This is a genomic window from uncultured Psychrobacter sp. (assembly GCF_947488565.1).
Classification (GTDB): domain Bacteria; phylum Pseudomonadota; class Gammaproteobacteria; order Pseudomonadales; family Moraxellaceae; genus Psychrobacter; species Psychrobacter saeujeotis.
Genome location: NZ_CANKZC010000001.1, coordinates 776,998 through 799,376, shown reverse-complemented (window position 1 = coordinate 799,376; position 22,379 = coordinate 776,998). Strand labels below are relative to the sequence as shown.

General features: G+C 44.2%; 22 protein-coding genes. 12 read left to right on the top strand and 10 right to left on the bottom strand.

All coding sequences use genetic code 11. The features are described 5' to 3' along the window. Window positions 1-23: 23 nt before the first annotated feature. Window positions 24-953 (top strand): formyltetrahydrofolate deformylase, encoded by a 930-nt coding sequence (gene purU, locus Q0890_RS03195; RefSeq protein ID WP_299217533.1) that lies wholly within the window; start codon window positions 24-26, stop codon window positions 951-953. 50 nt (window positions 954-1,003) lie between these two features. On the opposite strand, the gene Q0890_RS03190 is transcribed toward purU, so the two are convergent. Next, window positions 1,004-1,795: an inner membrane protein YpjD gene (locus Q0890_RS03190; protein ID WP_299217531.1), complete on the bottom strand. Its 792-nt coding sequence runs from the start codon at window positions 1,793-1,795 to the stop codon at window positions 1,004-1,006. A 355-nt stretch (window positions 1,796-2,150) separates the two neighbouring features. On the opposite strand from Q0890_RS03190, the gene ffh reads away from it, so the two are divergent. The 7 genes from ffh (at window position 2,151) to Q0890_RS03155 (ending at window position 8,599) form a co-directional block, all read left to right on the top strand. After that, window positions 2,151-3,698, top strand: coding sequence for a signal recognition particle protein (gene ffh / locus Q0890_RS03185; protein WP_299217529.1), 1,548 nt, complete (start codon window positions 2,151-2,153; stop codon window positions 3,696-3,698). 329 nt (window positions 3,699-4,027) lie between these two features. Then, entirely contained in the window at window positions 4,028-4,729 is a 702-nt protein-coding gene (gene tsaB, locus Q0890_RS03180; protein ID WP_299217526.1) for a tRNA (adenosine(37)-N6)-threonylcarbamoyltransferase complex dimerization subunit type 1 TsaB, read from the top strand. 119 nt (window positions 4,730-4,848) lie between these two features. Further along, entirely contained in the window at window positions 4,849-5,691 is an 843-nt protein-coding gene (locus tag Q0890_RS03175) for an undecaprenyl-diphosphate phosphatase (RefSeq protein WP_299217524.1), read from the top strand. A 49-nt stretch (window positions 5,692-5,740) separates the two neighbouring features. Next, a complete protein-coding gene (locus Q0890_RS03170) occupies window positions 5,741-6,637 on the top strand; it encodes a class I SAM-dependent methyltransferase (RefSeq protein WP_299217522.1) in 897 nt (298 codons plus the stop codon). A gap of 76 nt (window positions 6,638-6,713) precedes the next feature. Then, window positions 6,714-6,962: a hypothetical protein gene (locus Q0890_RS03165; protein ID WP_299217519.1), complete on the top strand. Its 249-nt coding sequence runs from the start codon at window positions 6,714-6,716 to the stop codon at window positions 6,960-6,962. A 58-nt stretch (window positions 6,963-7,020) separates the two neighbouring features. Then, window positions 7,021-7,938, top strand: a complete 918-nt coding sequence (gene ubiA, locus Q0890_RS03160) for a 4-hydroxybenzoate octaprenyltransferase (protein WP_299217517.1) — start codon at window positions 7,021-7,023, stop codon at window positions 7,936-7,938. After that, entirely contained in the window at window positions 7,931-8,599 is a 669-nt protein-coding gene (locus Q0890_RS03155) for a DUF4112 domain-containing protein (protein ID WP_299217515.1), read from the top strand. The genes ubiA and Q0890_RS03155 overlap by 8 nt, the downstream gene beginning before the upstream one ends. A 103-nt stretch (window positions 8,600-8,702) precedes the next feature. Here the strand turns inward: Q0890_RS03155 and Q0890_RS03150 are convergent, their stop codons facing one another. The 6 genes from Q0890_RS03150 to Q0890_RS03125 form a co-directional block, all read right to left on the bottom strand. Further along, the gene (locus tag Q0890_RS03150) at window positions 8,703-9,338 is read right to left on the bottom strand and encodes a hypothetical protein (RefSeq protein ID WP_299217512.1); all 636 of its coding nucleotides are present in this window, start codon (window positions 9,336-9,338) and stop codon (window positions 8,703-8,705) included. Between the two features lie 77 nt (window positions 9,339-9,415). Then, the gene (locus tag Q0890_RS03145; protein WP_299217510.1) at window positions 9,416-9,853 is read right to left on the bottom strand and encodes a secondary thiamine-phosphate synthase enzyme YjbQ; all 438 of its coding nucleotides are present in this window, start codon (window positions 9,851-9,853) and stop codon (window positions 9,416-9,418) included. Window positions 9,854-9,956: 103 nt separating this feature from the next. After that, on the bottom strand, window positions 9,957-11,999 hold the full coding sequence (mnmC, locus tag Q0890_RS03140; protein WP_299217997.1) for an FAD-dependent 5-carboxymethylaminomethyl-2-thiouridine(34) oxidoreductase MnmC: 2,043 nt from the start codon (window positions 11,997-11,999) through the stop codon (window positions 9,957-9,959). A 79-nt stretch (window positions 12,000-12,078) separates the two neighbouring features. Continuing rightward, complete coding sequence (locus Q0890_RS03135; protein ID WP_299217508.1) at window positions 12,079-12,507, bottom strand: hypothetical protein; 429 nt, start codon at window positions 12,505-12,507, stop codon at window positions 12,079-12,081. After that, the gene (locus Q0890_RS03130) at window positions 12,504-12,833 is read right to left on the bottom strand and encodes a YciI family protein (protein WP_299217505.1); all 330 of its coding nucleotides are present in this window, start codon (window positions 12,831-12,833) and stop codon (window positions 12,504-12,506) included. Before Q0890_RS03130 ends, Q0890_RS03135 begins: the two co-directional genes overlap by 4 nt. 95 nt (window positions 12,834-12,928) lie before the next feature. Next, window positions 12,929-13,480 (bottom strand): septation protein IspZ, encoded by a 552-nt coding sequence (locus tag Q0890_RS03125; protein ID WP_299217503.1) that lies wholly within the window; start codon window positions 13,478-13,480, stop codon window positions 12,929-12,931. 189 nt (window positions 13,481-13,669) lie between these two features. Here Q0890_RS03125 and Q0890_RS03120 point away from each other — a divergent pair, with 189 nt between their 5' ends. Then, a complete protein-coding gene (locus Q0890_RS03120; RefSeq protein ID WP_299217501.1) occupies window positions 13,670-14,554 on the top strand; it encodes a PHP domain-containing protein in 885 nt (294 codons plus the stop codon). Window positions 14,555-14,934: 380 nt separating this feature from the next. Continuing rightward, entirely contained in the window at window positions 14,935-16,431 is a 1,497-nt protein-coding gene (locus Q0890_RS03115; RefSeq protein WP_299217498.1) for a diguanylate cyclase, read from the top strand. A 41-nt stretch (window positions 16,432-16,472) separates the two neighbouring features. Here Q0890_RS03115 and truD read toward each other — a convergent pair whose 3' ends face one another. After that, the gene (truD, locus tag Q0890_RS03110; RefSeq protein WP_299217496.1) at window positions 16,473-17,735 is read right to left on the bottom strand and encodes a tRNA pseudouridine(13) synthase TruD; all 1,263 of its coding nucleotides are present in this window, start codon (window positions 17,733-17,735) and stop codon (window positions 16,473-16,475) included. A gap of 376 nt (window positions 17,736-18,111) precedes the next feature. Here truD and Q0890_RS03105 point away from each other — a divergent pair, with 376 nt between their 5' ends. Together Q0890_RS03105 and Q0890_RS03100 are read left to right on the top strand one after the other, a co-directional pair. After that, window positions 18,112-19,785: an FAD-dependent oxidoreductase gene (locus Q0890_RS03105; RefSeq protein ID WP_299217493.1), complete on the top strand. Its 1,674-nt coding sequence runs from the start codon at window positions 18,112-18,114 to the stop codon at window positions 19,783-19,785. 92 nt (window positions 19,786-19,877) lie between these two features. After that, window positions 19,878-20,474, top strand: coding sequence for a GNAT family N-acetyltransferase (locus tag Q0890_RS03100; protein ID WP_299217491.1), 597 nt, complete (start codon window positions 19,878-19,880; stop codon window positions 20,472-20,474). A gap of 29 nt (window positions 20,475-20,503) precedes the next feature. Here the strand turns inward: Q0890_RS03100 and Q0890_RS03095 are convergent, their stop codons facing one another. Both Q0890_RS03095 and gorA read right to left on the bottom strand, forming a co-directional pair. Continuing rightward, window positions 20,504-20,746, bottom strand: a complete 243-nt coding sequence (locus Q0890_RS03095; protein ID WP_299217489.1) for a hypothetical protein — start codon at window positions 20,744-20,746, stop codon at window positions 20,504-20,506. Window positions 20,747-21,000: 254 nt separating this feature from the next. Next, complete coding sequence (gene gorA, locus Q0890_RS03090) at window positions 21,001-22,356, bottom strand: glutathione-disulfide reductase (protein WP_299217486.1); 1,356 nt, start codon at window positions 22,354-22,356, stop codon at window positions 21,001-21,003. Between the last annotated feature and the right edge of the window lie 23 nt (window positions 22,357-22,379).

Sequence of the window (22,379 nt, the reverse complement as noted above, 5' to 3'; positions counted from 1 at the left end):
TTCTATTTTAGGTTGGGTGCTCTATGTCAGATACTGAAACGACGACTTCATCAAATGCTTTATCGCACGCTGTGTCTAATGCTTCATTCCCTCTCGATGCTATTGATACCGCTACATTATTGATTAAGTGCCGCGATCAAGCAGGCATTGTACAGGCAGTATCAGAGTTCATTCATCGCTATGGCGGCAATATTATCTCACTTGACCAATACTCTACCGCTCATGAAGGTGGCCAATACTTTATGCGTTTGGAGTTTGCTTTGGTAGGATTAAGCGAGATCGTCGACAATTTTGAAGCCAGCTTCGCTCATACGGTTGCTAAGCGCCACAATATGAACTGGCGCTTACATGATAATGCAATCAAAACTAAAGTAGGTATATTGGTATCGAAGTTTGATCATGCACTGCTGGATTTGCTATGGCGTCATCAGCGCGGTTTGCTCGATTGTCAGATTACCTCGATAGTAAGTAACCATCCTGACTTGCGCCAAGCGGTCGAAAACTTCGGTATACCGTTTCATCATGTACCAGTGACTAAAGATAATAAGGTAGAGGCGGAAGAGCAGATTCATACATTGATGGCAGGTAATGATCTGTTAGTATTGGCGCGTTATATGCAGATATTATCATCTGACTTTATTGAACGCTGGCCGATGCAAGTTATCAATATTCATCATTCGTTTTTGCCCGCATTTGTGGGGGCTGACCCATATCGTCAGGCCTATGAAAAAGGTGTTAAGCTGATTGGAGCGACTGCGCATTATGTGACTGCGGAGCTTGATCAAGGACCCATAATTGAGCAAGATGTGCACCGTGTGACTCATCGCCAAAGTGTGATAGAGTTACGTGCTATTGGCCGTGATATTGAACGCAATGTATTGGCTCGCGCCGTAAATTGGCATGTACAAAACCGAGTTATAGTGACAGGCAATAAAACAGTGGTGTTTAATTAAAAAAAATTGTCGATAATTGGTGATTAAATAGTTTTGATAAAAAGAGTGTTTTATAACACCAGCTCTAAGACAAACTTGCTACCAACGAAGCCCACTGCTAATAAGATAAAAGCATAAAAGGTAATGTTAGCCGCTCGCTTGCCACGCCAGCCTGCGCGCCAATGACCTATCAATAGTACGCCAAACAATATCCATGACAGCAAGCTAAAGACTGTTTTATGTACAATGTGCTGTGCCATTAAATCTTGTACGTAAATAAAGCCAATGCCTAGCGCAATGCTTAGTATGATAAAGCCTACCAATATCATATCGAACAATAGGCTTTCCATGCTTTGTAGAGGCGGTAGTTTGTTCACCCAAAAGCGATGAATGGTATGGTGTTTCAGCTCACGGATCTGCAGACGTAAAAATAGCGCTTGTAGGGCAGCCATTAACAGGACACAATAGGCGGCCAGTGACAATAAAATATGGGCTTCAAGTCCGATGCTTACATCAGTTAATGGTTGATAGGGTGCGCGGCCAACATAGCCTATCGTCATGCCGATAAGTGCCGACGGCGCCGCTAAAATACCGAGACTAAGAATAGGGCGATACAGGCAAAAGAGTACGTAAAAGAATAAGAAAAATAGACTGATGAGACTGATTATATTAAATAGGTTAAAATTTAATCCATATAACGTAACGACATACGGGTACAATAGCGCGGCATGGGCAAGCATACCAACGGTTAATAAACCTAGGCTTAAACCCTTATGTATAAGGTGATTTTTTGTCAGTGCCCAACTGATATGGATACTGACCAATATATAAGCCATACTGGCAACGATAAACACAAGGTGCACTGGTAAAAAACCTCATCCCATAATGAGCGCAAAATCGCCGCTCAATTTATTGCTAAAGTGGTATTATTAGAATAATCGTTCAATTTATCATAAAATGAAGGCTAATTGAGAATCATCTTCATTATTCTTTATGACTATTAAGGCAGTTGTTACCAAACCTACAAATGCTAAAAGCGTAAATTACACGCTAGTATCAATAAGTGGTGGTTTTTGGATAAATTGTACACAAACTAAGTGAGTAGTATTCCAAACTATTTTATTTAGTCCCTCATTAATAAAGTGCTTTTTGACTGTATATATTTTGGTAAAAAGCCTTTTGATAAAAATATTTTAACTGTTTAACTGAGAGTTATTTATGTTTGATACCTTAACAGAACGTCTGTCGTCAAGCCTACGCAATATCGTTGGCACAGGACAACTGACTGAAGACAACATTAAAGACACCTTGCGCGAAGTGCGCATGGCACTGTTAGAGGCTGACGTCGCCTTGCCAGTAACCCGTGATTTTGTCAAACGCGTCAAAGAGCAAGCGCTTGGAGCGGAAGTACTCAAAGAGCTAGCACCAGGACAAGCGTTTGTCAAAATTGTTCATGACGAGCTGACCGAGATGATGGGCAGCGCTAATCAGCAGCTTGAGATGACGGGTAAACCGCCTGTAGTCTACTTGCTGGCAGGTTTGCAAGGTGCAGGTAAAACCACTACTGCGGGTAAATTAGCCAAATATCTACAAGAGCGCCAAAAGAAAAAAGTCATGTTGGTTTCAGCGGACGTATATCGTCCAGCAGCGATCAAACAGCTTGAGCAGGTTGCCGGTCAAGTAAATGCCAAGTTTGTCAATTCAAGCATTGATGAAAACCCTATTGATATTGCTACCCGCGCCATTGAAGAAGCCAAAATCCAGTATCAAGACATCTTAATCATCGATACAGCTGGTCGTTTGCACATTGACGACACTATGATGGATGAGATTAAGGCGCTGACAGCGGCAGTTAATCCATCTGAGACCTTATTTGTGGTCGATGCGATGACAGGTCAAGATGCGGCCAATACTGCCAAAGCCTTTAACGACGCATTGCCATTAACTGGTGTGGTCCTCACCAAGACCGACGGTGATGCACGCGGCGGTGCTGCGCTTTCTGTCCGCGCGATTACAGGTAAACCGATTAAGTTCTTAGGTCGCGGTGAAAAACTAGACGCTTTAGAGCTTTTTCATCCTGAGCGTATAGCCCAGCGTATCCTTGGTATGGGTGACGTACTAAGTTTGGTTGAAGAAGTCGAGCAAAAAATCGACCGCGACAAAGCCGAAAAAATGGCGAAAAAGATGCAAAAGGGCGGTGATTTTGACCTTGAGGATCTACTGACTCAGTTTCAACAAATGAAAAATATGGGCGGTATGTCGGGTTTCCTTGATAAGATACCTGGTATGGGTGGATCAGACATGCAAAAGGCAGTCGAAGACGCTAAGCCTGAGGAAAAGGTACGTGAAATGGAAGCGTTGATTAATTCTATGACGCCATTTGAACGTAAAAACCCAGATAAGATCAATCCAAGCCGTAAGCGCCGTATCGCCGCAGGCTCTGGCCGTGAGATTCAAGACGTCAACCGTTTGCTAAAGCAACATAAGCAAATGGCAAAAATGATGAAAATGATCTCAAAGCCTGAAGGCATCAGTAAGATGATGAAGTCGATGCAAGGATTAATGGGCGGTGGCGGCGGAGCTGGGGGCGGTGGTCCTCTATTTGGCGGTGGCGGTCAGCAGGGCGGTCCCAAAGATGTGAACCCGCAACAAATGGCGAAGCAAATGGGCCTTGATCCCAATAATATGCCTAGCACCGAAGAGATGCAAAAACAGATGCAAGAGCTGCAAAACCAGACGCCTAAGAATTTTAAAAAGCGTTTTTAATAGACCAGTGACAAGTTTCTGTTATTGTAAGTTTTCTTTTTGATGAAAACCCAAAGCTAAAGCAGTTTTGGGTTTTTTTATGAAAACTGTAGGCAAATTTTTTGATGAATAAAGTATGAAAAACGTAGAAAGTCATAAAATGGCCTATTCTAAATGCTATGATAGGCCCAATTTTATTTGGGTGTTTTTGATATAGTCGTCCAAAGTGAAATTGTTATAAGTTTAAGCTGTTATAAAGCAACCGAGTGTAGAGGTAATACTGCAAACGAGACGCTATAATCTCTTATAGCGGACTGACTATAGTGCCAAAAGTATAAGCCGAGGTTACGATGTTTTTAGCAATGGATACCGTGTTTGATCAATGTTCGATCGCCATCCTAGATGCGAGTGGGCAAGTGCTATCGAGTCATACAGAGACGGGTAAACGTCAGCAGACCCAGCAAATATTGCCGATGATTGATGCAGCGTTGTCTGAGACAAATCTTAATCTCGCTGACCTACAAGCATTAATCTTTAACCGTGGCCCTGGTGCATTTAGCGGTATTCGAATTAATACCGCAGTGGTACAAGCATTATCTGTGGCACATGATTTGCCTTGTGTAGGCGTGTCTAGCTTACAAGCCATAGCCCAGTGTGCGTATCAGCAGTACGGCGTGACGCACGTATATAGTGCCCTCGATGCACGTATGCAACAAGTCTATTTTGGCCAATATAAAATAGAAGAAACAGAGCAATACCCCGTTGCCATAATGCAGCCAGTTTCAGTCGATAATAGCGATAGTACTGAGCGGTTGCTGGATTATGACAGTCAGACAGCGCTTAATCTTGCTATCGTTGGTAATGGTGCACAGCTCTTAACACTGTATGATGGACAAATATGTCATGATGATGTCTGGCCTATTGCAGTGGTGATTGGTCAATTGGGTATTGCTCAATTTACGAGTACTGGCGGTACAGAGGCTGCGCAAGCGCTACCAGAGTATCTGCGCAATCAGGCATGGAAAACCTTAAAAGAGCAAGGTAAAGCATAGCTTTTAATATATTCATTTAAGAGAATGCATATAGATGGGCAATAGTAGCTATGTGTAACTTATTATAAAAGCAACGACAATATAGGACGGCCAATAGGTCTGTTTTTAGGAAAATAATTGTGGATATACTCTTGTTAATTCAAGCTGTCATTATGGGTATCGTTGAAGGCATTACTGAATTTTTACCCATCTCTAGCACGGGTTATTTAATTCTATCTGCCGATTTAATGAATTTTTGGACTAAAGATAAAGTCGATTTGTTTGTGGTGGTGGTACAGCTTGGTGCTATTTTGGCAGTCATTTATGACTATTGGGGTAGGCTGTGGCAAGCGTTGATGGGTCTGCTGACGGGCAAAGCTGACGGTATGAGTAACCCAAGACAGCTGGGGCTGAGCCTGATTGTCGCTACTGTTCCTGTGATGCTTGTAGGCTTTACTTTTGCTGATGAGATCAAAACCTACTTATTTAATCCTATTACTGTCGCTATCATGCTCATCATCGGTGGTCTGCTGATATTTTATGTTGAAAAACGCCCCAAAACGATCATTGCTCGTGAAGCCGAAGACGTCAGTTTAAAGACAGCGTTGATGATTGGTTTGTTTCAGTGTCTGGCGCTGATACCAGGTACATCACGTTCAGGTGCGACTATCATTGGTGCGCTCTGGCTTGGCGTCTCACGTAAAGCTTCAGCAGAATTTTCATTCTTTTTGGGAATTCCGGTCATCGTTGGTGCCGCATTACTAGATTTGCTTAAGCACGGCGATGTGTTGACCAGTAGCGAAGATTGGCTGGTATTAGGCGTAGGCACAGTAGTATCTTTTATTGTAGCGCTACTTTGTATTCGCTGGCTTGTCGCTTGGGTAAGCCGTCGTGACTTTACGATTTTTGCATGGTTACGTATTATTACTGGTGTAGTGGTATTATTGGCGTCTTGGTTGTTTGGTTATCAAATGGCAGGTTAAACATGCGCTATGATTTATGGTTTTATCAATCATTAAGAGAAGGGCAGTCATGAGTGCGTCGCTACCAGCAGCTAACAATCTTAGTGCGCAAAGTCATTGCCAACTGCTTTATGTCAGCGAGCATCAGCAAGCCCAAATTGAGCGCCTGCACGTCTTGATAGAACAGCATCAACTCCCCATCAGCCTAATACCTAAATTGTTTACCGAAAAGCTCAATCAAAAACGTCGCAAGCAGTTAAGTCAAATGTCCACTGTACCCATTTTATTATTGGATGAAAAAGACAAGCTGTCGTGGTTGAGTGATGGATTGAGCGTTACCCCAGAATGGGATAAATTGCAGCGCCGTGTGGTAAGCGCTGGACGTAAATCTGAGCTGTTGCTGCAAGCGGCTAAAGTTACATCGGACAGCCGCGTTATCGATGCGACAGCAGGCTTTGGTCATGACAGCTTGATATTAGCCAGCACCGGTGCTCAAGTCACTATGCTTGAACAGCAACCTTTAATGGCGTTGCTACTACTAGTAGAGCAGCAGCGTATGAATGCACTACCGAATTGGCAAAAGCTGATGAGCCGTCTACATATCATCAACACCGATGCGCTAAGTTATTTTACGCAGTCAAATACAGAGATGACAGCCGCCAGTCAACAGTCAATCGACGTTGTATATTTGGATCCGATGTTTCCAGAAGACAGCTATCAAGATAGTAAGACGGGCAAAGGCGCCAAAGTCGGTAAGCATATGCAGGCCTTGCACCAATTGGCAAGCCCGCCGACAATGGACGAAGAGTGCCAACTACTACAAAGTGCGCAAGCTATCGTCAGAAATAGCGACAAACAAGGCCGCGTGGTGGTAAAACGGCCACAGCTTGCCCCGCCACTTGCCAATCAACAACCTAGTGAGAGTTGGCATAATGAAGCGGTACGTTTTGATGGTTATTTTGTTTGATATATAGGCAATCCAGTTTTAGAACGTTACCGTGCTGCTGGAATATATCTAGGACTCATGGATTTAGGAGCAAGGAATGTCGACGTTAATCATATGGGTGATGGGGGCAGGGTTATTATTGATAAATATTATCCTGCGTACTCGGATTCTCCGGCTTGAAGCGTCTCTTAAAGAACTAAGAGGCTCACAAGAGTATTTGACTTATCTGCATAAGCAAGCTCAAGCAATGCAAAATAATAAAGTGGCAGCCATCAAGGCGCTGCGTAAAAAATACCCTGAGCTATCATTGATTGAAGCCAATAAATTATGGCAGCAAGTCCAGTAGTCTTAACCGAACATATAAGCCGCATACATAACTTTTTATTGATGATAATTAAAATACCATGACATTTTCAGACAAACTACACGCCTATTTGCAGCTGACACGCTTTGATAAGCCAGTCGGTATAGAGCTGCTACTTTGGCCCACACTTTGGGGCGTGATGCTGGCTGCTATGGGCCATGCGCAGCAGCAAGGAGCAACGGCAGGTCTGCCCAGCCTAAAGGTATTTGTATTATTTGCACTGGGCGCGATTTTTATGCGAGCGGCAGGCTGTGCGATTAATGATTTTGCCGATCGGAAGGTTGATGGTCATGTCAGTCGTACTAAAGGTCGCCCTTTAGCAGATGGACGTTTATCTGCTAAAGAGGCCATTGCTGCATTTTTAGTGTTGGTATTATTAAGTGCCAGTCTATTGTTTTTTTTGCCCATCGAAGTATTTTATTGGTCTTTAGGAGCAGTCATACTGGCCTTTATTTATCCGTTTATGAAACGCTTTACGCACTTACCGCAAGTGTTTTTGGCTGCAGCGTTTGGCTGGGCGATACCAATGGCGTATGTAGCGGTGCAAGGTGCGCCTGACATTTGGTGCTGGTTGTTGTTTATCGCTTATATGTGCTGGACGGTGGCTTATGACACCCAGTATGCCATGGCGGATCGTGAGGATGATTTAAAGATTGGAGTCAAATCTACGGCAATACTCTTTGGCCGCTTTGATGTCGTTATTATTTCATTACTGCAAATGTTGTTTTTGCTCGTCATGGGTGTGGTGATGTGGCATTATTTTGCACCGACGTCGCTGGGCATCACGCCAGTATTTGGGCTAGCGTTGGTCGCGATGATGTTTGCTAAGCAAAACAGTGCCTGTGCCACGCGTCATGCAATGTCTTGCTTTCAGGCATTTTTGGCCAATATATGGGTCGGGCGCTACGTCTTTGCGCTTATCGCAATTGCTTGTTTATGGACGACTTTTAATGGATAAATTCAAGAAGCTCTCAAAGTCAAAAGCGAGAAAGCGGGCCAATCCCAATGCTTCAAACGTTGATTATCATGCTAAGCTTGCTGAGCACGGATTGACGCGCGCGCAGGTCATTGCCACCGAACGTAAACTCGCTAAATTTGCCAATACCATGGATTCGCTCGTGCGTGTACCCTTTACCAAACAAGGCATGGGCGCTGATGCCGCGCTTTCGACCATTCCCTTGGCAGGGGATTTGGCAGGGCTGGCGTTGACCAGCTATGCCTTTATACTAGGTCGTCAGTTGGGTGTCCCAGCGCATAAGATGACGCCAGCCGTTAGACTGGCCCTCATTGATATGGTGGTTGGTATCGTACCTGGTATCGGCACACTGCTAGATATTTTTATACGTCCTAGTCGTAAAACCTTAGGCATCGTGCATGAGCATCTACACCATGAGTATGGCATCACTGAAACCATGCATATGGATCGGCCATTTTTACACCAATCATTAGAAGACAAGCAGCAGCAAAGCCGCTTTTGGCGTAATCCAATCATTGCTTGGCTTTATCTGCACATACCTGACATATTAGGGCTAGTCGTTTTAATATTTGTTGTTTGGGGATTGTGGACGGTGATGAGCTGGCTGGTCGCTATGTTTGGTAAAACAACGGGTTTTGGCTAAAAGAAAGCAATAAAAAGGCGGCACACGTTACTATCGTGTGCCGCCTTTTTTATTGCTTAAAATAGTGTTTTTAAGAAGCTTAAACTATATGTCTTTTCACAATTTACTCAGTGACGACTTCAGCATCAGCGCTGATAGCATCGAAGCTTGTGACATTATTGCCTTCAATCAAGTCGATGCTACCACCACCTGCGTGAGTGACCAGCTGCATATGACCATCTGTAGAACGATAAGTTGGGTTGTTACCTTGGCCTTCGGGTGCGCTGAGCGTCATAGTCGGTTTGTTAGGCAAAGTGACAAGGGCATTGAGCACGCCTGCTGCTGAGGTCTCAAAGACGACGGATAACGTTTCACCTGCCGCGTTTTTATAAATGACATCAGTGATTTGTGCGCCTTTAATCGCTTGTTCTGGATTAGGAGTCAGGTCTGCTGTATTTGGTTCTACTTCTACGGTTTCGATATTGTTTTCAAGCTCGTTTACGCTGACATCGTTCTTTGACTTTTTGGTGGGATCAATCGAGTTTTGAGAGCTGTCTATAGGTGCATTATTGTCATTACTATCACTGTCATCATTAACAGGCGTACTTTGAACGGTGGTCGTTTCAGCTTGTGGCTCATTAGCTGCCTCAGGTTCTGGTGTCTTTTGGCAAGCAGTCAGTATCAGCCCACTAAAAAGAAAGGCAGGAAAAACACGCAAGTAGGACTTGGATTTTAGTGACGCTATAGCAAGAGCTTTCATAGTAAGGTTATTATTCCATTAAAAGGGTTTATTTGGGCATAGTGAGCTGTCATCTGCTGTTGAAGGGCAATATATGACTAAGTGCTTACGGTAATAACGAGCTGTCGCTGTCCGCCATACTTATCAAGGTTGTCTCGATGCTCGCATAAATATATGCCTTGCCACGTGCCAAGTCCCAATACGCCATTGATAAGTGGAACGGTTAAACTGACCCCAAGCATTATACTTTTAAAATGGGCTGGCAAATCATCTGCACCCTCTAATGTATGACGGTACTCGGGCTGATTAGCAGGCGCAATTTTATTCAGCCAGTCTTCAGTATCTAATCTGACATCTGGATCAGCATTTTCGTTAATCGTGAGACTGGCTGAGGTATGCTGTAAAAATAGGTGCACTAGACCTGCTTTAGGTGAATTGGGCATTAGCTTACGAAGCGCATCTTCAATCATTGGCGTTATGATATGAATGCCGCGCGCATAGGCAGGTAGGGTCAGCGTGGTTTGGTGGTAGGGCATTACATACCTCCCGTTATTAGAAACAACTTTATAGCTTCATACTACAAAATAGCCGTAAGTGTGCAAAGCTCAGTCACAACAAAGCTGAAACCAGGTTTGAATGTTAACTAAGCGGCGTCTGTAAGCGCGTACGATTGGGCGACAGGCGCGCGCGCATCGCTGCTGACAATGGTGCAAACGATCCTAGCATCATATCTGCAAGCGTTTCAGCGCATATAGGCGCTAACGCATAGCCTTTAGCGCCCATCGCACTCATGACCCAAGTACGCCGGCTTTGTGCTAATCGTCCTACGATAGGATGATAATCAGGGGTTTGAGTTCGAACGCCGGCGCGCCCCTGCCATAGACTGCTATCGGCTGGAATAACTGATTCCATCTCAGGAATGGCAGAGACGAGCTTTTCACGACTAATATGGTGCTCTTCATTACGAATATCAGTGTCTGTATCATTGCGTATAAAGCTAGCGCCTAATAATAGATGCGCTGCACCTTCTACCACATCATTCAACTCTTTATCATCAGCTTGCGCGGTAAAGGCGGCACAGTAGCCGCTATATTTAAGCGGTATTTTAGGTAGGTTTGTGAGCTGTTTGGTGGTTGGTGTGAACCACGAAAGCTGACCACGAATTTTACGACAATCAAAAATACGCTGATCTATTTTGTGGCTCTCATAAGCGGCGCAAATCACCACATTATCGGCACTAATGGTCATCGCGCCTTTGTCCTGATTACTGCCTTCAACACGAACACAGCTTTCCATCTCGTTAATACTGCTAACGTCTAATTGCTGAAAGCGGATGAGTGGATGGGTCAGTATTGTATTTTTTAATGATTGAGGATTGACCAAACCAGATTGCGGTAAGTACAAATTCTCTGATAAATCTTGCGTTTTTAATCCAGTAGTCTCTTGTGCTTGCGCAAGCGATAGCGTGGTTGCCATCTCATCCGGATAGTCTGCAATTTGTTCTGTGCCGATATTGGCTTTTATCAGCAAATCTAGTGCGCCAGTTAACTCGAGTACCGGCGCTGTATTTTGCTTTGCAGCCTTTTTATTAAGCTGTCGATACAGACGGCTGCTATAGAGATAACCGATGCTATGCAAATGCTCATCGACATGATGGATCGGTGTCATCTTAGGCGCGAGTAAGGCGCGAGGATTGCCTGATGCACCTGCTAGCGGCGCTGATTTATCTAGCAAAGTGACACTAATACCGCGATTGGCAAGTGACCACGCTATCATTAAGCCTGAGACACCAGCGCCAATGACAATACTATGGGCGCTATTAGTAGCTTGATTATCAGGATAGTCATGAGGATCACTACAGTTATCTGATAAATCGGTAGACTCAGCCATGATGGTGGTAAGCATCTCACGTTTACGGCCAAAGCCTTTGACTTTTTTGATCTTAAAGCCGCAGTCTTTTAGTGCGCGTTTGACAATACCTGCGCAGCTATAAGTAGCTGCAGTCGTGCCAAGGTAGGAGAGACGCTGTATTTGTGCGAAGATGTTTTCAGCCCACAATGTACTATTACAAGAAGGGGCAAAGCCATCCAGATACCATGCGTCAATGTAGGGTGCTGGCTTGATAGAAGTATCTAAGGCCAATTTGGCTAGGCTATCAGCTGCGTCACCAAACCACATATCGACAGTCAAATTATCATCGAGGAAGTTTAGACGATGACATCCTGCGATAAGAGGCGGATAAGCCGCTAAAAACTGCGCAGTCAGCACAGACAGCTCAGGCGCACGCTGTGCCCATAAAGCTAAGATTTGGGTAAGATCTGTGAGCGGTATCGGATGTTTTTCTGTGGTAATAAAGTGTAGCTTCGCTGTTGCCAAGTGTGGATGGGCATGACGCAGCTCTCGCCATAGCTGCCACGTTGCCAACAAATTTAGTCCAGTACCCAAGCCCAATTCTGCGATGCTAAAGCATTGCCTTGGCGCAAGATTAGTCAGTCGCTCAGCCAACTGATTGTGTGCCAAAAACACATAACGCGACTCTGCAAGGCCATCGGCATGCGAAAAATACACATCATCAAACTCACCTGATACCGGCACTTTATTACCCGTATCGTCCATCTGCCAGTTGATCTTGGCAGGAGTGATAGCTGATGCGTGGATATTCGGTGTGGTAGGGTGCTGCATAGGCATCGCGGCAGCGCTACTATTTTTTGAGGAGGCGTTAGACATAGGCGATCACATTAGAGAAAGCAATAACAAAGAGCTACCAGCGCTCACGGCGGACAAATACCAGCCATGAGATAAAAATACCGACAAGCAAGCTCATCAAAACAGTAAATGCACCGTATAAAAACAATTGACCTTTACTCTCATAAACCAAAACGTTTACTTGTGTCTGCAAATCATTTACTTGTCTTTGCAGTTGCGCATTGCGACTAAGTAGCGCTTGATTGGCCTCAGATAGGGCTTTATCTGAAGGCTGAATTTGTGCGGCTAAAGTATTGCTAGCTGACAATGTTTGGTCTGATGTTGACTGGACAGAAGTGTTTTGATTGGTGGCAGAGGACGTTGCTACGGAATCAGTATTGCTCACTGATGGCGCCGCATGCGCTGACATGGCAATGAGCAAAAACGTACTAGCTAGGCCATGTTGATAGCAGCGAGTTTTTGATAAGGATATTCGCTGATTCACGACTTTACTACTGCATTCGAGGCGTTATCATCTGCTTTTGGTAAGGTATGGATAAAGGGTCTGATATCTACGTGACTGTACACACCATCCCGTAAATACGGCTCATCGTTTGCCCATGCTTGCGCTGCTTCTAAAGAGTCAAAGTCAGCGATAATTAGGCTACCTGACATCGCCTCTAAACCGTGCTCGATAGGCGTAGGGCCTGCGATAATAAGACGGTTTTCTTGAATTAACCGCTGTAAGCGCTCAACATGTTCAGCGCGGGTGATTTGACGCTGTGCTGTACTATTGGCGACGTCGTGACCGATGATGGCAAATAAGGACATGACCCTTCCTTTATGAATAGTAAAAATAAAAAATGATGATTTATAATGATAATGTCAATTTGACAATAAGGGTTGGTTATTATCGCAATACTTTTTTATTTTGCAGACTTATCAGTTAAAGCTGGATTTAAATGCTTTTTTAATACCGCAAATTGAGCGACAACAAACACCAGCATAATCGGAATCCAGCCATAGGTCTTAAAGTTAATCCATGCCTCATCAGACATCGTGAATGCCGTGATATAATGTAAAAAGCCCATAAAGGCGAAGAACAGTGCCCAAGCGATAGTAAGCTTTTTCCAGCCACTCATGGTAAGCGAAAAGACCTCTTTCATGGCAAGTTGCATCAAGGGTTTATTAATCGCAGCACTGATAATCAGCGTTAACGCAAAGATACCGTTGATAATCGGCGATTTCCAACGCAGATAAATATCATCACGCAAAAGTAGCGTACCCCCACAAAATAAAATGGTCAGTATTAATACAACCCATTGCTGTTTATCAAATTTGCCTTTTTGGCGCACAAAGTGAATAGCATAAACAACGATAGTTGCAATAAGCAAAGCGCCTGCTGCTGCCAAAATACCACTTTGACGAGCAGTAACAAAAAAAGCAATCAAAGGAATGAAGTCTAGTAATGCTTTCATAACAAGTGGAATGTCCAACAAAAACGTAGTGAGTAGTTTACACGTCTACTGAGGCAAAAAAAAGTAATCAACATCACAAACATATTGATAATAAGTATAAGTGCTAGACAATCTTGTTATTGTTTTCTATTAAGCCATTATTGGCCCTCTATAAACCCATATATTTGATCAACATCTAAGGTTAACGTTATGAAAATCGACTTACATTGTCACAGTACCTGTTCAGACGGTACTTACGCTCCAGCAGATGTCGTACAGCGTGCGCACGCAGCTGGTGTCGATGTACTGGCATTGACGGATCACGATACGCTACTAGGTATTGATGAAGCTAGAGCGACAGCCACAGCGTGCGGAATGACACTTATTAATGGTGTTGAAATCAGCTGCGAACATACGCTAACTGGCGGTTATGGTAAAAATAAATCGACCAACAAGATCATTCACATCGTCGGGCTTGATTTTACCGATTTAGATAAAATGCATGCAACGCTACAGCAGCTACAAGACAGCCGTGCCACTCGTGGTCAACGAATTACCGAAAAGCTGAGTGAGCTATTAGATACCGACTATGAGGAGCTATGGCAAGCGATACTCGATAAAGCAGGTGGTAACTCGCAAGCGGTTGGACGGGCGCATATTGGTCAGGTGTTGTTTGAGCGTGGTGATGTCAAGACCGTACAAAAAGCCTTTGATAAATATCTGGCCGACAATAAAGCCGCTTACGTCGCGATTGACGCACTTAGTATGGCGAGAGGTATTGAGCTGATTCATGCATGCGGCGGTAAAGCAGTTCTTGCACATCCAACGCGCTATCAGCTGTCAGCCACGCGCGTACGTAAGCTTATCGCTGAGTTCGCTGAGCTTGGCGGCGATGCTTGTGAGTTGCCAGCGACCAGTGAGCCGATCAGTACCCGAAGAATGGTTGATCGTAGTATCGCTGAACATGGACTTATGGCTTCAATTGGCAGCGACTTTCATGGTAGCAATATGCCATGGCGCCGTATTGGAGATGTGCCAACCTTGTCAACTGAACAGCGCGGCGTTTGGCAACTTTTTCAACATAGCAATCATTGATTATTGGACAGTTATTAACCATATGTCGTATATAGAGACCATTGACAACAATAATATTGCCAAATGATTTGAAAGTTGCCAAAATCAATAATAAACATACTAGAATTATATAGGTAAGAATTACGTTCACAAAAACGAGTATAGTGCTGCGTCAATCGACGGCTTATTTAAAATTGTAATGCATATCAAACGTTTAAGATTTAAACCAATAAGTATCGTCATCTGCCATATCCTAAGTTCAGTACTAATGTAGTAATCAAGGCACAAGACCTTTGTTACTTTAAACTCATCTATCAGTCTGTTAGCACTTATTTACAAACCACAACGTTTGTATTGGTCTTGATGACAGAATGAACAAATATGCACGTGGTAACGCGTATATGGTTACACCGATATACCGGGCAGGCTACAAAAAACTCTCTCAGATGATTTTTGAGTGGCAAGCTGCGGATAGAGCATCATTGTTAGCCATATTCATCGTGATGGAAATCACCATGCATTGGTTATGGTGTCTGTTTGTTTGGTTACGACAAGAGGCACTAGAGGGCTATGTGGACATGGCTCTCTTGTATCCCATATGGGCCGTTATAACGCTCATAGGGATATTTTTTTGCTGGATGGTAGGTCACTTATCTCATATTAGAGACGACTCTAAGCGCCTACATAATTGGCAAATCGTACTCATTTGTGTATATGGGTTATATATTGCCGTTGTCGTTTTGGTAATGGGTCACAGCAGTTTAGTCTCAGGTGTATCGCTCGTTGGCGGTACGATGCTTGCGATGATGCTAGTACGCCGGCGTTACATTTGGTATGCGTTCTTGATTCAAGTTTATTTGATTGTCCTGATGGCGATTTTGCCTTATTTGGGTGTGACTTTACCTAGCATGCGCCAACTAAATATTCCCTCATTACCGCTGGGTACTTACAGTTATCAAACCTATAGCGAGATGACAAGTATTGAGAATGCGATAGAAGCCACTATTTTTCAAGATGGTACGCTTAGCTGGGATAGCATCAATGAGATTCGGCGCTCCTCAGTATTCTTTTGGCGTGTGACGCATATGTATTTGGCGTTGCCCAAAGCCATTTTTATGGTATATATTTTTAGTACGCTGCTACTAATTTTGGACAATAGCAAAAAACAAATCGTGCAGCATGCCAATCATGATGAGCTGACAGGTCTGAAAAACCGCCGCTGCGGTCTTACTAAAATGCGTCAAACGCTCGCTAAACTCACTAAAAGCCAAGACTATACTGTTATCTTACTCGATTTAGATTTGTTTAAAGACATCAATGACAATTACGGTCATGATGTCGGTGATCATGTATTAAAAGAAGTTGCAGATATATTGACAGACAAGCTCACTGAGACTGATATTGTCAGTCGTTATGGAGGTGAGGAGTTTTTAATTGTTCTACCTGATATAGCGCATGATCTAGCGATGGCTATTGCCGAACAGCTGCGTTGCGATATTGCTACCCATGTGTTTCAAATAGACCATAATCTAAGATTTAAGATAACGGCGAGTCTAGGGCTTTATACCTTAACTCATGTTGAGCGCGCCTGCATCAGACAAAGATATGCTGCCATAAAATCCAAAGAAACGGTGGCGACATCATCATTACCGAAGCTGCCGACGATTAAGTCTCGTAAGAGCAAACGCGCATCTATACCAGTGTCAGAGCTGCGTTATGCTCAGTTGCCTAGTGATATCTGTCAGCGTTTGATTAGAGTCGCAGACAAAGCATTGTACGAAGCCAAAGATCGTGGTCGCAATCAAGTGGTCAGTGCCAACGAGATGACAGTAACAAAAGACAGCATTGGGCAGTTATACAGCAGTCAAAAAACCAGCGGCCAAAAAACAGATGCGTAATCGGTTATGAACAGGATAACTTAGTACAAAGCTACAAAGCATTACACCTTCGATGATGAGCTGCTTAGCTGTTGTACCAAACTTGCCAGTACACTAGTAGCAAAGCTGCCAGTCGTTAAAGCAAAATGTAATACGAGCGTTTGCTTACCATCTGTTTGTCCCTCTTGCCACGTCCAACGCATCGCTTCAACGGGTAATCGTAGTGCTCGTCGCTGGGCTTTGACATCGCGTTTTTCTAGACCCACTGCTAGCTGTGCTAATAATGGATTGCGCTGTACTACATCGTCTTCGAGCTGGGCTGCTACGCCGCTGACTTTATTGTTACCTACGCCCCACAGCACACCAGTTGGATGAATATCCCCACTGGCAACACGCGCACGTAGCGACTCGTCTATCGCTTCACTGGCGAATATCGAGCCTGAGTCATCTAAATTAAATACTTCACCGGCAAGTCCTATATTCCAACTGCCGTCACGTACTCTGGCCGCCAATATCTCATTAAATAGTAAACTGCGCGCGGCAGACAGCTCCATCGCGTGTTGCTCACGCGGGGCACGTTTACGTTTACTCTTTTTTGTTTGCGGACGATCTTTTGGTGCTGGGCGTGCGAACAGCCTCAACGCCTCTGTTATATTGTTACCATGCCATCCAAAACGCTGCGGACCAAAGTAATTGGGTACGCCGCCTAAGCTGATAGTTTGCAGATGCTGCTCTACAGACGATTTATCGTCATCTTTTAATTCAATATCGCGTAAGGTAATAATAAAGTGATTGGCCCTATGCGCGCCGCGATTGAGCTTTTTATTGTGCCAGTGCTGCGTAAGGATGGTGACTGACTCGTTGTCACCGATATCTATTGGTGCAAATTGAGTCTCTGGCAATTGCTTTTTAGGTATCCGCAAGCTAAACCACTGCGTTGTCAGTGCATGGCGGTCTTTGAGTCCTGAATAACCAACATCACGTAATGGAATCTCTGCCCACTCGGACAGTAATTTGGCTAAATAAGCAGTATTCACGCCGGACTTTTCGATATGTAGCCATAGATGTTCGCCTTCGCCAGTGAAGTCAATCGGCAATATCTCGTTGACGATAAAGTCTGTGTTATATGTTTTGTAGGTTGCCTGCTTTAAAGGTGGCAGTATGGGCTGAGGGAGCTGTTCGGTATCTGTCGCCGCTTTGATATTAAAACTTGCGATATCGAAGCTTGCGATATCAAACTGCTCGTTATGAGTTGGCTGACTGTCTAAGTCAGATTGAGCACTAAGGTTATCTGTCGTTTTTTTATAGTTATCTTGAGAAGTCATAAAGTGGTCTTGTATTTTGAAGGTAAGTTTTGGGTTGAAAGGGTAAGGCCAATTCATTAGAGCTAGTAAATATTCACCAGTTACGTTTCGCAACGCAGCGAACGTACAAATAAACAGCGTACGTTAAGTGGGCTTGTTACTATCAATAGAGCTGTTTTTTAAATGTATAGTCGATACAAACTAAAATGGATACAGGACATTATAGTGCGTTACTGGTACAAATTTTCCTCACTTTCTGTGCCTACGCTGACAGAAACTTTGTAAAAATTGTCTCAGTCACGCTTGGTAGTTCGCAGTAACCTTGTCTTTTTTAAAGTATATCGACTATTACGGTACGTTTTATACAGAACATAATTATAACTGTTAAGGATGACCTATGAGCCAGATGAATAACAACCTAGCCGATAATAACATTCATACCGAGAATATCGTGACCATCAATAAATCTGATATTCCAAATGGTGGCATGAAATCATATAAACAAGATGATGATAGTATCATTTTAATCACGCGCGATGAGGATGAGTTTTTTGCCTTTGATGGCAAATGTCCGCATGCTGGCGCAGATTTGGGCACAGGGTTGCGCTGCGGTAGTCGAGTCGTCTGTCCTTGGCACCATGCAACTTTTGACAATCGTGATGGGACGCTATTAGAGCCAGTTGCCATGCGCGGATTGACTCAATATCAGCTGACAGATGAGGGCGAGAGCTTGAGCGTCGATACCTCAGCGAAAATGAATCAAAACTTGGACAATGACAAGCTGATCGATACCCATACTATTATCGTTGGTGGTGGCGGTGCAGGGTTTATGACGGCCAATCAGCTGCGTCATACGGGCTATGGCGGCAAGATTACCTTGATCAGTAAAGAGGATAAAGCCCCTTATAATCGCCCTTTATTATCAAAAGCCTTTTTAGCAGGGAATATGGATGAAGACAAGCTGTTGCTAGGCGGTGCAAAGTGGGCCAGTGACAACGATATCGATTTACGCCTCAATCAAACGGTTAGCGAAGTACTGCCCAATGAGTCTACCGTCGTTATCACCAATGATAACGGCAATAGTGAGCGACAGACCGCGGATTTTTTAGTGGTAGCGACAGGTGCTGAGCCAAACATACCGCCTATCACAGGAGCTGATTTGGATGGCGTTTATACCTTGCGTAGCATGGAGGATGCCAAGTTGATTAAAGCGGCCAGTCACGACCAGCGTGTGGTGATTGTGGGTACAGGCTTTATCGGTATGGAGGTCGCTTCTGCATTGGCACAAGCAGGTACGCCCGCTTCGATTACGGTGATTGGACAGGACAATCGGGTAATGGGCAATATCGTATCAGAAACTGTGAGCAATGCGTTGATTAAGCTGCATAAAGACAACGGCATAAACTTTGTGTTTAATGCCACTGTCAATAAAATCACTCAAGTTGGAAATAAGGCTGAGCATCCTAAACATGATAAAACCTTTTCACAAGTAGGCGGTGTGACGCTTGCCGATGGCGAGCATATCGATGCCGATATTGTGATTCTGGGTACGGGCGTGACACCGCGTACAGAAGTTTTAAATGAGGTGAATGATCCAGATGGCGTGCAAGTCGACAGTCATTTGCAGCTGCGCGATGGGGTTTATGCGCTTGGCGACATTGCAAAAGCATCCGGTCAGATGGGACGTATGCGTATCGAACATTGGCGCGTGGCTTTGCAGCATGGTATGGTCACAGCGGCAGCGATATTAAACGATGATAGTGTCAATTCGTTAGAGGCGCGCATTCCTTTCTTCTGGACGATGCAATATGGCAAGAGCCTACGCTACAGCGGACATGCAGCCTCACCAGATAATAATATCTTACTTGGCTCGCCTGACACGCTCGATTATATCGAGTACTACTTCGATGATGAGGGAGAAGATACTCGTGCAAGTGCTGCAAGTACTTTAGGGCGTGATAAAGAGTTGGTCGCTTTTAGTGAGCTGCTGCGTCGTGGTCACGCGCCGACGCGCGCGCAGATCAATACTGGATTCGATATTATCGAGCAGGCCCAAGCATTATCGCGCTAGCATTTACAGGCACATAAGGTTTACTATTAAAGCTGGCTTGGTTATCCAAGTCAGCTTTTTTATATAGCAATAATGAAAGGACACCTTATAAGATGAATAATAACCTTCTAAACAAAGACGCTGTGTTTTTACGGCAAGCAAAAGTGGATGATGTTGGCGCACTTGAGCAGTTATTAAATCGCTGTTATCGAGAAACAGCAGGCTGGACCAATGAAGCTGACTTGGTTGGTGGCATTCGTATTACTCAGTCTGAGCTGGCGAGCATCATCGATAATCCAAAACATTATCTGTTCGTTTATCCAAAAACGACGACTGGCTCTCAGGATGGCGATGAAACTGACGAGCTGTTGGGTTGTATTGCCGTTGATATAAAAGTCGATGCTGACGCAAATGAAAAAGCCTATATTGGTATGTTTGCGGTACATCCAGACTTGCAAGGGTGCGGTGTGGGTAATGTGATATTAGAAGCAGCTGAGACTTTTGCAGAGCGGCATCTACAAGGTAATGATCAACCAAGTCGTCTGACCATGTCTATTTTAAGCCATCGCCCCGAGCTATTGGCTTACTACCAGCGCCGCGGCTATCAGTTGAATGGTAACGAGATGCCGTTCCCAGATGACGGCAATAATGGCGAACCGAAGCGTCAAGACTTAGCATTATTAGAATTAGAGAAAATCGTTAGCTCATAAAGGTTGGCTTTAATTGTATCAGACTTGAGCTAACCCCAAAAATGCCCAAAGGTCATAAACAGCCCAACGCTTAGTAGAATAAATGCCACAATAATTAAACGCTTAAACCAGTTAAAAGCTGGCAGACGCGTGGCATTGTCATCCGACATGAGGTATGCAAACAAGCACAGTAAGCTTGCCGCTAACGTCATAATCCCAAGGCCAATTGGTAAAATATAGAGGTATACTTGCCACACAGTCATCTCACAAACGGCTTCTATTAAGCGCATCATAGCAGTATCATGATTGTGCTGTCTGTATCTGACGCTACGCTAAATCAAAAATAGGCAATAAAAAAGGCTATTCTATAGAGAACAGCCTTTTTGCTATTACTATCGTTAATCTTAAATAAAAAGAGTCCAAACATTATAACGTGTCACTGATATAAATTTTACTTGCTTGCTGTGTCTACGCTGACAGAGGCTGCGCAAAATTTATCCCAGTAACACTGTATTTATTTTATAGTGGATTGATTATATCTAACAAATTAACGCATCGTCACAAACTCTTCTGAACCAGTAGGATGAATAGCGACCGTATTGTCAAAGTCAGCCTTGGTCGCGCCCATCTTGATCGCCACCGCAAAGCCTTGAATCATCTCATCGACACCAAAGCCGATGCCGTGCAAGCCGATGACTTTTTCATCTTCGCCTAAGCACACCAGTTTCATCACGCACTTTTGACGATGCTGCGTCACTGCGCTATACATAGAAGTAAATGTTGAGGTATAGCATTTAATGTTGTCTTTACCAAAGTGATTGACCGCATCAATCTCAGACAAGCCAATCGTGCCAATAGGCGGATGGGTAAAGATAACCGTCGGTATCAAGTCATAAACCAAATGCTCATCGGTTTTGTCATTAAACAAGCGCTCAGATAGTCTACGACCCGCCGCGATAGCAACAGGGGTCAAATCAATGCTGTTTTCAATAATATCGCCGACCGCATAAATGCCCTCAACGTTGGTATTTTGGAACTTATCGACTTTGATTTTACCGTTATCAGTCGTCTCTACACCTGTCACTTCCAAGTTAATACCGTCAGTAGAAGGCGCGCGACCAATCGCCCAAATCAAACAATCTACGGTATCAAGAGCGCCGTCTTTGGTAAACAACTCTAAACAGCCATCTTCTTTTTTATGGACTTCCGTTAGTGTGGTATCGGTGTGCAATTGAATGCCATCCTGCTCCATCTCTATCAGCAATGTCTCCACGATGGTATGGTCAAATGAGCGTAGCGGCGAGTGTTGACGGACGTACAGATGCACCTCAGCACCCAGGCTGTTGAGCACGCCAGCGATTTCAACGGCGATATATCCTGCCCCGACGATGGCCACCCGTTTTGGCAAAGCATTTAAGGCAAAAAAACCGTCAGAATCAATACCGTATTCTGCGCCTTTAATATTTGGCTTAATAGGATGACCGCCCGTTGCGATCAAAATATGGTCAGCCGTGATATGCTCGCCATTGACTTCGACCGTATTGGTATCGACAAACTTGGCAAAGCCTTTTATGACTTCCACGCCATTTTTGGCTAAATTATTATCATAAGCGCGGTGAATGTTTTGGATATACTGTTGGCGACTATTGACTAGCTTTTGAAAATCAAAACCCTTTAACTCGACATCAAAGCCATAATCTGGCGCATACTTTTCGATGGCTTCGGCCACTTGCGCGCCGTACCACATGACCTTTTTGGGCACACAGCCCCAATTGACGCAAGTACCGCCTAACTGCTCCGCTTCAATAATAGCGCATTTTTTGCCATAGCTTGCCGCGCGGTTGATTGAGGCAATGCCGCCGCTACCGCCACCAATGGCGATATAGTCATAATGTTTTGTCATGGTTAAGTCTCTTTAGTCAATGC